This window comes from Paenibacillus sp. GCM10023252, from assembly GCF_042653305.1.
Lineage (GTDB): Bacteria > Bacillota > Bacilli > Paenibacillales > Paenibacillaceae > Pristimantibacillus.
Map to the genome: position 1 here is coordinate 64,243 of NZ_JBHSHW010000039.1, position 11,572 is coordinate 75,814.

Here is an 11,572-nt window from a genome sequence, read left to right on the forward strand (position 1 = left end):
GGAGGGCATTCCGTCATGATTAGAACTATACTGTCCGCTCCCCGGAGCAAATGGTCCGTCGCCTACCTGGCATGCTTGCTGCTTGCGCTCCTCAGCGTTGCACTGCCTCTTAATCTTAGCTATGGCATTACCTTCTCCTTCACTAGCATCTCCTTGCTCCTCATCATGCGAATTCACGGCTTCTATCCGGGTATGCTTGCCGCAGCTGCTGTCTATTCAACAGCCGTCTTCCTGCTCGGCCAGCCTCTCTTCACGTTCATCGGACTGCTCGAGGTTACCTTCGTCGGTCTTGCCCTCCGCTCAAGGCCTGCTGGACATCTATTAAGCTGGGATGCGCTATTCTGGCTAGTATTAGGGCTTCCATTATCCTGCATCATGTATCATCTGACGATCTCAATATCCACCTTGGAGCTGTGCCTCTATCTCATCATCATTGCTGCCAATGGACTGCTTAACGCTATTCTGGCAGATATTCTAGATACCTACCTGCCCATTCGCTACTGGAGCGGTATATCGAAGCTAAGGCGTCAGCCCGTCCCGATCCGGGTCGTGCTAACCCATCTGCTGATCGTCGTTATTGCCCTGCCCTTCCTCTTCAACAGCGTAGCTTACAGCCGCGGCTCCTATGAGACGACCATGCAATATTCTTACCGGCTGGCAGCCAACACGGTGAGCAGCATTCACGAAGAACTGGCCAGCTGGCGGCATGAGTATGCCATTCCTGAGGGAGTGTACGGGCAGAAGGAGCTCCGTTACTTGCAGAGTGTCGTTAATAAGTATACGTCTGAGGATCTGTTCCATATTATGATCTTCGATTCTGACCACACACTGCTTGCCGCAGACTTCGACAATGCTTCCGCCGTCATTACGAAGTGGAACACGATGAGCAAGATGAAGCCGCTTCAGGACAACTTCTACTTGCTTCTGCCACAAGAAGACATCTTGCTCCTGAACGCGCAGGAATGGCATGATGGACGATTCATTTACAACAGCGGCCTTGACGAGTTTGGGCTGTCTGTTGTGATTAGTATACCGATCCGCAGCTATCAGCAAAATATTTTCAACCAATATATGGACCAGCTCGTCTACGTACTCTGCTTCGCGTTCCTTGCCCTGATCGTTGCTATTGCGATCAACCGATGGCTCGTTCGAAGCTTCACTCGTCTCGCCGCTGCCTCCTCTAACTTGCCGGACAAGCTGCAGGTGATGGATACGATGGAATGGCCGTCGAGCTCGATCCTGGAAGTCAGCTCTCTGACGCATAACTTCAAGCAGATGGCGCATAAGCTGGTGCAGATGTTCCATGAGTCGCAGCAGATTAATAATCGGCTTCAGATTCAGACGATGATGCTGCAGCGGTCGGAGGAGGAGCTTCATCAGCTCGCCTATTATGACAATCTCACCGGATTGCCCAATCGGCTTCAGTTCGCTACGCACCTGCAGGAGCTGCTGTTCCAAGAGGATGGCAGCGGGCTGCAGGTGGCGGTTATGTTCGGTGACCTCAATCGATTCAAGCAGATTAATGATACGCTGGGTCATGCTGCAGGTGATGAGCTCCTGAAGCTGGCGGGACAGCGATTCCTTAGCGCGGCAGCTGAAGGATGTCAGGTGTTCCGCCTAGGTGGAGATGAGTTCGTGTTCGTGATGGCATACTCGGATGAACAGGTGCTTCAGGGAGCCGTCGATCTCATCTGTGAATCTCTCGGCGAACCGATTCTGGTAGATGGGAAGCAGCTCTATGTGAGCTTAAGCTTAGGCATCAGTCTCTATCCGAAGGACGGAGAGGATCTGGATACTCTGGTTATGAATGCAGATATGGCCATGTACAAGGCTAAGGAACAAGGAACGACCAGCTACCGTTACTTCGAACAAGATCTAATCAGCGAGCTGACTGAGCGGATGCAGGTGGAGAATGGTCTTCGCAATGCGCTGCATGAGAACCAATTCTCCCTCTATTATCAGCCTAAGATTAGCTCGCTCAGCGGCAAGCTGAGCGGAATAGAAGCCTTGATTCGTTGGCATCATCCGGATCTTGGCATGATTCCGCCGGATAAGTTCATTCCGCTGGCGGAGGAGTCCGGCTTCATTCTAGAGATCGACAGCTGGGTATTCCTGGAGGCCTGCCGGCAGAATAAGACATGGCAGGATGAAGGAATGCCTAGAGTTCCGGTATCGGTGAACATATCGGCGAGGCACTTCAACCAAGGGGATCTGGTTGGCATGATAGAGAAGGCGCTGGCCGATACGAAGCTTGAACCTAAATATATTAGCATCGAGATTACGGAAGGGGTGCTCATTCGGAACGTTGAGCAGGTCATTGCAACCATTGGACATCTGCGCTGCTTGGGCATTCAGATCTCAATCGACGACTTCGGCACCGGTTATTCGTCCCTTAACCAGCTGCAGCGGCTTCCCATCTCCGATGTGAAGCTCGACCGGTCATTCATTCAAGGCATCTCCACAGATGTGAAAAAATCCTCCATCGTCCAAGCAGTCATCGCGCTGGTACACAGCATGAATATGAAGGTCGTGGCAGAAGGCATCGAGACGGAGGAGGAAGCCGACTACTTCACTCGCTTGAACTGTGATGAGCTGCAGGGCTACCTCTTCAGCCGTCCGCTTCCGCGGGAGGAGTTCGAGCGCTTCGTACGCGGCGAGAGCGCGGTGCGGGGATAGAGCAGTGTCTCGGCCCCAGAGAGTACACCGTGTGGGCGCGCGGCGCTCTGTCCCGCCCGAGAGCTGCCCGACTTAAGCCCGCTGACAGGTCTTAAGCCCTCCCAGTTGCTCGCTTCAGCCCAGCTTAAGACCGCTGACAGGGCTTAACTCGCTCACTCTGCCCATTTGTACGCTCCCACCCGGCACTTAAGACCGCGCAGCGGTTTTAAATCAACCAATCCCCCCACTTCTCGCTAACTTAAGACCGCTGACCGGGCTTAAACCGCTTACCTTCCTCCTCTCCGCTCGTGAGCCGGGCACTTAAGACCGCGCAGCGGTCTTATACCAACCAATCCCCCCACTCCTGCCCGACTTAAGACCGCTGACCGGGCTTAACCCACCCACCTTCCTCCTCTCCGCCCACGTGAGGGGCACTTAAGACCGCACAACGGTCTTAAACCAACCAATCCCACCACTCCTGCCCGACTTAAGACCGCTGACCGGGCTTAACTCCCCCACCTTCCTCCTCTCCGCCCAACCTGATGGGCACTTAAGACCGCGCAGCGGTCTTAAACCAACCAATCCCCCCACTCCTGCCCGACTTAAGACCGCTGACCAGGCTTAACTCCCCCACCTTCCTCCTTTCCGTCTCTCCAGCGGGAAGCGTGTATGAAATAAGGCATATTCTGCACCTATCTCGCCTATCCAGTGGGCAGCGTGTATGAAATAAGGCACATTCTGCACCTATTCCGCCTCTCTAGTGGGCAGCGAGCATGGAATAAGGCATATTCTGCACCTATCTCGCCTCTCTAGTGGGCAGCGAGCATGCAATAAGGCATATTATGCACCTATTCCGCCTCTCCAGTGGGCAGCGAGCATGGAATAAGGCATATTCTGCACCTATCTCGCCTCGTCAGTGGGTTGGAGGTGCGGGGTGTAGGGTCTGCGGGGGACGAGGGCCGCCTGCTGGACGCAGGGCAGGGCTACGGGGCCTCGGGCACGGGGCTCGTAAGCCGGGTGCCAGCTGAGGACGGCCGAATCGTATCACCTCAAAGTGTCCGCTGGCCCGGAATAACTATTAATTAACAATTATATTAACAAAATTATAAATAAATCATTAAATATATTATTAACTCGAAATTGAAAAAATCGAAAAAGAGAAAAAAATGTAAGAAAAACTCGCCTCGAGGCGAGTAAAGTCGTTCAAGAAAAAGAGGGAAGACGCTCCCGTCTCGCCATCGTGACCTTGAGATTACCTGCATATGCAGGTATATTGAACGTATACCTTACAAGACATTCATACCTATATTAATAGTCATAGACGGAGGACTCCCGGTGAACATCAATCTAACAGAAGAGAACCTGCCTGTGTTCGAGGCGCTAGCCAGCCCCGTACGCATTAAAATTATCCACTTGCTCGCACAAAAATCGATGAACGTGCGTGAGCTTGCGGAAGCGTTAAGCTTAAGCAGTGCAATTATGACGATGCATGTAAAAAAGCTCGAGAAGGCAGAAATTATTCGTTCCGAGATGCTTCCTGGCAGAGGCGGTGCAGCACAGAAGGTCTGTTCGCTGAAAGCGGAGGGTGTTGCTGTTATTTTCCCAGAGCGGGCCAAAATTCCGAAGCTATCACGAAGAACCGAGGTCTCGGTTGGCCATTATACAGATCTACACATTGCTCCAACTTGCGGTATTGGTACGGTGAACAAGGTGATTGGCAGCCTCGATGACCCGCGCTACTTCCTTGACCCGGAACGTCTGAACGCGAAGATCCTGTGGTTCTCTCAAGGATATGTGGAATATAAGATTCCCAACTTCCTATTAGCCAGCGAAGAACCGGATGAACTAGAGATCTCGATGGAGATCTCCTCGGAAGCTCCCCATACGAACAATAACTGGCCTTCGGACATATCCTTCTTGTTCAATGGGCAGAAGATTGGCATGTGGACAAGTCCAGGGGATTCTAGGGACATGGGGAAGTTCAACCCTCCTTGGTGGTTCGAGGATATGAGTCAATCCGGCCTCATGAAGCGAATCTCAATTCGCAAGGACGGTACCTTCATGGACGGCATGAAGCTGTCTGATGTCACCATCGATGAAGTGGATATTCGCCATCCTTATTGGAGCTTCCGAATCGAAGTGCCTGTAGAGGCCGAGCATGTCGGCGGTGTCACCCTATTCGGCAGCGGCTTCGGCAATTACAACCAGGATCTGGTGTTCAAGCTGTACTACTCCAAGGGCCAGCAGCAGACGGACGAATTAGTGAATACAGCTGTTGAAAATAGATAGTCGCCCGGTTGACAATATATACCGCCGTCCGATATGATGAACGTACTTTACAAGAAGGAGGCTGATTACTATGGGAACTCTACAGAACGGATACTACGTCGCTCTAGTTCATATATCGGCCTCTACGGATTACTGCAGCTAAGGGACTTCTTGCTCCCAATAGCTTCAGCTTGTTTGCCGCGAGAGACCGGACTACTCGGTTTCTCGCGGTTTTTTGTTGTCCGCAGAGAGGAACTCTGCGGATTTTTTGTTATTTTACACACAACTAATAAGAATAAGAATGGAGCACAACCTTGACCATAACGAACAAGAATAAGGTAACATTGCAGTACGGATGGAATGAAGCTTGGGAGGAAAAAGCTGCGCTGGTGCGCGGGGAGATGGCTGGCAAGGAGCTTGTTCAGGCCCGAGTATGCGCGCAATATGCAGCTAGCGCCTACCGGCTAATTAGTGACCTCGGTGATTGCACAGGAGAAGTGTCGGGTAAGTTCCGCTTCCTCGCAGTATCTCGCAGCGCATATCCAGCTGTCGGCGACTGGGTGATGGTGGAATGGCTGGCGGGAGAGCCGGCTCGCGCCGTCATTCATAGCATACTTCCTCGCAAGTCTGCGATGACTCGAAGAGCAGCCGGGAGCGTACCCGAGGAACAAGTGATTGGAGCGAATCTCAATTATCTCTTCATCACGTCCGCGCTTAATCAAGACTTCAACTTGCGCAAGATCGAGCGCTATATGGTTGCTGCATGGGAGAGCGGGGCCGCGCCCGTCATCCTGCTCACGAAGTCTGACTTATGCGAAGACGCCAGAGCGCTTGCAGCCCTAGTGGAGGAGGCTGCCCCGGGCGTTCCCGTCCATGTGGTTAGCGCCTTGCATGATGAGGGGCGGGAGCAGCTGTCCCCGTACTTAGCGGCAGGGAATACCATAGCCGTCACCGGCTCGTCAGGCGTCGGCAAGTCGACGCTGCTGAACTGGCTCGCAGGGGATGAGCTCCAGCATACGGGCGGCATCCGCGAGGATGATGCACGCGGACGGCACACGACCACTCATCGCGAGCTGTTCCTGCTGCCCGGCGGGGCTCTGATGCTCGATACGCCGGGAATGCGCGAGCTGCAGCTATGGGAAGCCGACGAAGGCTGGCAGCAGGCCTTCGTCGATATTGAAGGGCTCGCGGCGGACTGCCGCTTCCGCGATTGCAAGCATGAAGCCGAAGCCGACTGTGCTGTGCAGGCTGCGATTAGCACCGGTGAGCTCGACCACTCTCGCTTCACCAACTACAAGAAGACCGAGCGCGAGCTCGCCCGCCTCGCTCGGAAGGAGCAGCGCGCCGGCCAGCGACGCAGGGAGTCCGCCGCCCCGGCGGCGGCTTCCCGCAAGCGGGAACGGCGAATTGAATCCTCCTCTTGGGAGGAGTAGAACCTTATATAGCGAACGGCCCCCATCACATAAGGAATGGGGGCCCTTCCGCTCTTTCCGAATTAATGGTCGTGTAACATCGCATTAGGATTTACTTGCTTGCCCGTTAGCGCCGATTCGAACATATCGATGATCTCCAAGAATCTGGACGCTTCCCGGAACACATGGTCAGCCAATAGCGGATGTATAATGCTTTTGATTTTGCAGGCTTCAATTAATTCTCGTGCGGTCTTCTTGAAGTCTCGGAGCGAGGCAACCGATACCCTGTTCTGGTCTAGGAAATGTCCCAGCAAGGGTGCGGTCTGCGATTGCGGCCGCATAGAGTCCAGATCCTGGGCCTGGAACAATAGCTGATCGAAGTCGTGGCTGAATTCATTCGCTTGGTCGACTAATTTCCGTTCAGAGGGATCTAGTAAATGGCTAATGAACTTGGCATGATCCGCCATAATCTTCAGGAAGAATACATTTTCATCAATAATGGCGTCCGGGAGCGGCTCTAAGGTTCCTTGATTAAGCTCCGTTAACCGGTTTCTGAAGTATTTAGCCTCGCGGCTCACATGATCGACTAACAGAGGGAAGTTGGTCTGCCCCGGCAGCTGGCAGGTCAGGATAAGACCTAGCACCTTCCTCTTGAACGCCCATATATAACTGACTGCGGTATGAACCTCGGTGTTAAACTGCATGATCACCCTAGGATCGCTGTCCAGGCCGAACGCGAGTGCGCGTTGTTCAATATCCTCGAATATTTTATAGAAATAATTAGCTTCATTGATGAGTTGAGTATCTTCGGCTCTGAATCCCAGTCGCAGAAATAAAGAATGCTCCTTCATGATCCGTGCCCAAAAGCGCACTTCATCCAAGGAGCGTGCAACAAACACATCCGACATACTTACACCTCCAGATTATGGTTACCTAGCTAATTTATTAGCGGGAGGTGTATTTATGTATGTCCTATGAAATATTAGCTAACTAATCATCTTCACCCCGTCAGCAGCCGGGAGCTTAATGACCGCTCTCGTGCCTTGGCCGAACTCGCTGAAGAACTGCAGTGTACCCTTGATCTCATGAATAATTCGCATGCAGACGACCAGCCCGAGGCCGGTTCCGGTGCTTTTCGTTGTGTAATAGGAGGTGCCAAGCCTTCTCAGCTGGTCCGGCGTCATGCCCTCCCCATTGTCGCTGAAGTTAATGACAATCTGGTCCTCCAGCCGCATGGCGAAGATCTCGACTTCCCCGCCTCTTGGCATCGCTTCTATTGCATTTTTCAACAAGTTGATGAACACCTGCTGGAGCTGTACCTTGTTCGCATTCGCATACAATTCCTTCTCACAATGGAGGATGAGCTCCACCTGGCCAATCACGGCGAAGGAACGGGTCAGCTCCACCGTCTGCGTAAGCACCTCACTAATATGAAGCATATCGCTCTTCTCATCCTGATGCTTAGCCATATTCAAGTAATCGCTAATAATATATTCCGCTCGGTCGAGCTCCTCAATGGACGTATTCATATAGGCCCTGCTCTTCTCATCCTCGCTGTTGTTCCTCATAATCTGCAGGAAGCCCCGCACGACCGTAAGCGGATTGCGCACCTCATGAGCGATGGATGCCGCCAGCTCACTGACCATATTCAGCCTCTCTGCCTTCAGGAGACGATGCTGGATGAGGTTATACAGAATAATCTTCTCCATGAGGTAAGGGATAATCATGCTGACCGCCACACGCAGCGCTCCTATGCCAAGCAGCACATTAATCCCATACGCACTCTGACTGCCCGTGCTCTCCATGTAGAAGTAGAGATTGAACAGACAGAGGATGTAGGCTAGGAGCCCGACAATTGCAGAACCCCACAGCTTCCTGATTAGCGACACTTCCTTGTAATACCTCCTGAGCAGGAGTACCGATGCGACGAGGATGAGATCGGAAGGCAGCTCATAGAGCATAGCCTCTAAGCCGAACGCACTTCGTGAAGCTTCAGCTAGGATGAACGTAATCATACCAGGCAGTGGGCCGGCGAACATCATAGACATCCCCAGAGGAATATATCGGAAGTCAAGCTGATAGTCTCCTACTACCTGGATGGGGAACATCATGCACATCGCCGCCGTCAAGCCGCAGCACAAGCCGAACACAATACCCGTCCTTGTATCACTTAGGGCAAGCGGACGGCGCAGACAGAGCAGAAGGACCAGCGGGATCTTAATAATGAATAGATTAAGCAGCAATTCTTCTACCATAGGCTGACCGGGGCCTCCACATTGAACATGTAATTATTCCTCTTGCCCCATAATAACAAAAAAATACAAATCATGGTACGGGTAATATTATGTGGTATGAATCTTGCTAAACTCCGACAACACTTCATCCTTCATCCTCAACTGCTGCGAAGCAAACTCACGGTACAGGGCATGCTCTCTGAGCAGCTCACGATGGCTGCCTTGCCCGGTAATTCGACCCTTCTCGATGAACAGAATCTTGTCCGCATCCACCACGGTGGACAGCCGATGCGCGATGACGAGCGTCGTCCGCCCTTCCATCAGATTGTTCAGCGCCTGCTGAACGACAATCTCCGACTTGCTGTCGAGACTCGATGTCGCTTCGTCCAGCATGAGGATGCTCGGATTACGTAAGAGCGCCCTTGCGATCGCGATTCTCTGACGCTGGCCGCCCGACAGCTTGATGCCCCGCTCTCCCACTTCCGTGTCATATCCTTCAGGGAACTCACGGATGAAGCTGTCTGCATAGGCCATCTGGGCCGCTCTTACCATTTCCTCCTCAGACGGCGAGCCATGCAATCCATACGTAATATTCTCTCTTATCGTTCCCGCGATGAGCGGACTCTCCTGCGAGACGTAGCCGATATGGCTGCGCCATGTCGTTAGGCTGAGATCGTAGATGCTCGTATCCCCAATCCGAATATCACCCGCATGCGGCAGGTAGAATCGCTCCAGCAAGGAGAAGAGCGTCGTCTTGCCGCCACCGCTTGGGCCTACAATGGCGGTCACCGCTCCTGGCTCGAGTGTGAAGCTCAGATCGTGTAGCACGGTATCGGATTCTTCACGGGCGTTAGAGGACGGGTCAGCATCATCATTAATCTCAGCCTTGTAGGCAAAAGAAACCCCATCCACCCGAATCGGCAAACTCGCATTCGTAAGCGGCAGCCCCACTTCGGGCTTCTCCTCCTCTGCTTGCAGCGTCTCAATTATTCTCTCAGTTGCACCAACCGACTTCTGCAGCTGGGTAAAGAACGTCGTAATCTGATTCATCGGAGCGATAATCTGAATGAGATACAGGATGAAGGCCACTAGATCTCCAGCAGTTAGCGCACCCGAAGCCACACGCACACCGCCATAGCCGATAATGACAACGAGCAGTCCCATCATGACAAGAGAGATAATCGGCATAATTAGAGCCTGCAGAGTTCCTTCCTTCACGCCTAGGTTGAACAGAGAGGTGATAGACTTGCGGCCGTTCGCGAACTCTTGAGGCTCTGACCCCGAAGCCTTCACGAGCCGTATCTCTGATAACACTTGGCTGAGCGTTGTAGTGAAGGTTGCCGTCTCTTCCTGCAGCTCCTTCGACAGCTTCGTCATCTTGCGGCCGATAGGGATGAATACGAGCATCGCAATCGGTATCGCGCTAAGCATAATGAGCGTCATTCGCCAATCAAGGATGAACAGTATGACGATCGCCCCAGTAATCGAGACAATACCGTTGAAGAAGCCGGTAATATGCTCAGTAATAAGACCCTTAACGATCGCGGTGTCATTCGTCATTCGGGAGATGGTGTCGCCCGTCCGGTTCCTGTCATAGTAGGGTACAGTCAGCACGAGCAGCTTGCGCCACAGCCGATCCCTCAGGTTCGCCACGACCCCCTGCCCTGCACGGTGCAGCAGGTAGATCGCCACACTTCCTGCAGCCGCTTGAGCGACGAAGACGGCAATGAGCAGCAGAATCTGTTCGGTCTTAATAGAGGTCAGCGTGAAGCTGTCTACGACATTTTTGGTGAAAAGCGGGACAATCAGGCTCACCAGCGTTGAGATCACACTAAGGGTTACAGCAATGCCAAGCATCAGCTTGGACGGCTTCGTCTGCCTGACGAGGTCAATGAATGGCCTGAGGCCTGGTTTATTCGATTGGCTTGTTGCGGATTCCATCTCTTCATCTCCTTCTGTGAGGAAGCTTACGATACTATTCTATACGGAATATTAACGGAAACACAAAAAAGCAGAACTATGCGGCTCGGCATAGTCTGCTTAACTGAACTGCTGTTGCATCCGTTAACCGTCAAGCTGGGTCGCCTAATGCGCCGAACCAGCTCATTCGCGTGCTTAACCCGCCATCAGATTGCGTGCATCCTCCGCGCTGTAGACGGAGATATGATGGACCATGCCGACCTTCCCGCGAATGGCGAACCGAAGCTGGAACCGCTCATTCACTTGATACGTATAGATCTTGTCCTCGCCGCTCTTCGTCGTCTTGTCGGGCTTGCCGAGCGCAGCCTCCACATCGGTTACCGTAAGCTGTTGAATATCTGGCCGGGATGATCGAACGTCGAATACGAGCATCCCCTTGTTGAAGCCGAACGTGATGCCTCGATCTACATACTCCGCGTAGATCCCCTTGCCTGCAGAACCTTGAGTGTCCGGCTTGCCCCACTTCTCCTCAATCTCATCGAACAAGGCTGTGTGAGCAGCATACTCCACACCCGGCACTCTGCCTTCCTTAGCCTCCTCCACAAGCGTCCCGACACTGATGACTGGCTGCTTGGTTGCGGGAACTTGGTCTGAATCGGATTCACCCGCAGGATTCTCAGTAGCGGGTGGGCTTAGGCTTGGCGTCGGTGTTGCCGTAGCCGAAGGAACAGGGGCAGGGGCATTACCGTTGTTCGCACCTCCGCTGCATGCGGTTATCGTTAGCATGCAGCTGACGGTTGCGGCGGCTGCGGCTAGCTTATAAGTCATGATGGCTCTCATCCTTATGCACTCTCCTCGAGTCTCTACAATATATTGTGCTACGTTCTTCCATGAATTATGTCAGCACTAGATTAGACTAACATGTATGCACGAAAGTTGCGCACCATATATTACCTCCACGCCAATGAACCGAAGCACTATGCCCTTGCTGCTGGGACACAAGGACAGGGGAGGGGCTAAACATTCCTGTATACGCTAATATTTCGGCTTAGACAAAAACAGGAGCGCCTCGTATGATGGGGG

7 protein-coding genes are annotated in these 11,572 nt (G+C 52.8%); 3 read left to right on the plus strand and 4 right to left on the minus strand.

Translation table 11 applies throughout. The features are described from left to right. Positions 1–15: 15 nt before the first annotated feature. The 3 genes from ACFO9Q_RS21850 to rsgA all read left to right on the plus strand — a co-directional run bounded on the left by ACFO9Q_RS21850 (position 16) and on the right by rsgA (position 6,356). Positions 16–2,676 (plus strand): putative bifunctional diguanylate cyclase/phosphodiesterase, encoded by a 2,661-nt coding sequence (locus ACFO9Q_RS21850; protein WP_379185705.1) that lies wholly within the window; start codon positions 16–18, stop codon positions 2,674–2,676. Between the two features lie 1,314 nt (positions 2,677–3,990). Continuing rightward, positions 3,991–4,944: an ArsR/SmtB family transcription factor gene (locus ACFO9Q_RS21855; protein WP_379185706.1), complete on the plus strand. Its 954-nt coding sequence runs from the start codon at positions 3,991–3,993 to the stop codon at positions 4,942–4,944. 293 nt (positions 4,945–5,237) lie between these two features. Beyond that, positions 5,238–6,356 carry a ribosome small subunit-dependent GTPase A gene (gene rsgA / locus ACFO9Q_RS21860; protein ID WP_379185707.1) on the plus strand — a complete coding sequence of 373 codons (1,119 nt, stop codon included), beginning with the start codon at positions 5,238–5,240 and terminating at the stop codon, positions 6,354–6,356. A gap of 62 nt (positions 6,357–6,418) precedes the next feature. Here the strand turns inward: rsgA and ACFO9Q_RS21865 are convergent, their stop codons facing one another. The 4 genes from ACFO9Q_RS21865 to ACFO9Q_RS21880 form a co-directional block, all read right to left on the minus strand. Continuing rightward, the gene (locus tag ACFO9Q_RS21865; RefSeq protein ID WP_379185708.1) at positions 6,419–7,243 is read right to left on the minus strand and encodes a DUF2935 domain-containing protein; all 825 of its coding nucleotides are present in this window, start codon (positions 7,241–7,243) and stop codon (positions 6,419–6,421) included. A 78-nt stretch (positions 7,244–7,321) separates the two neighbouring features. Further along, positions 7,322–8,590, minus strand: coding sequence for an ATP-binding protein (locus ACFO9Q_RS21870; RefSeq protein ID WP_379185709.1), 1,269 nt, complete (start codon positions 8,588–8,590; stop codon positions 7,322–7,324). Between the two features lie 87 nt (positions 8,591–8,677). Next, positions 8,678–10,510, minus strand: coding sequence for an ABC transporter ATP-binding protein (locus ACFO9Q_RS21875; protein WP_379185710.1), 1,833 nt, complete (start codon positions 10,508–10,510; stop codon positions 8,678–8,680). A gap of 174 nt (positions 10,511–10,684) precedes the next feature. Further along, the gene (locus ACFO9Q_RS21880; protein WP_379185711.1) at positions 10,685–11,317 is read right to left on the minus strand and encodes a YjgB family protein; all 633 of its coding nucleotides are present in this window, start codon (positions 11,315–11,317) and stop codon (positions 10,685–10,687) included. Between the last annotated feature and the right edge of the window lie 255 nt (positions 11,318–11,572).

What these genes read in the sequence shown, in the direction of transcription:
- ACFO9Q_RS21850 (WP_379185705.1), top strand. Translation starts at nt 16, where the DNA reads ATGATTAGAACTATACTGTCCGCTCCCCGGAGCAAATGGTCCGTCGCC.
- ACFO9Q_RS21865 (WP_379185708.1), bottom strand. Translation starts at nt 7,243, where the DNA reads ATGTCGGATGTGTTTGTTGCACGCTCCTTGGATGAAGTGCGCTTTTGG.
- ACFO9Q_RS21870 (WP_379185709.1), bottom strand. Translation starts at nt 8,590, where the DNA reads ATGGTAGAAGAATTGCTGCTTAATCTATTCATTATTAAGATCCCGCTG.
- ACFO9Q_RS21875 (WP_379185710.1), bottom strand. Translation starts at nt 10,510, where the DNA reads ATGGAATCCGCAACAAGCCAATCGAATAAACCAGGCCTCAGGCCATTC.
- ACFO9Q_RS21880 (WP_379185711.1), bottom strand. Translation starts at nt 11,317, where the DNA reads ATGACTTATAAGCTAGCCGCAGCCGCCGCAACCGTCAGCTGCATGCTA.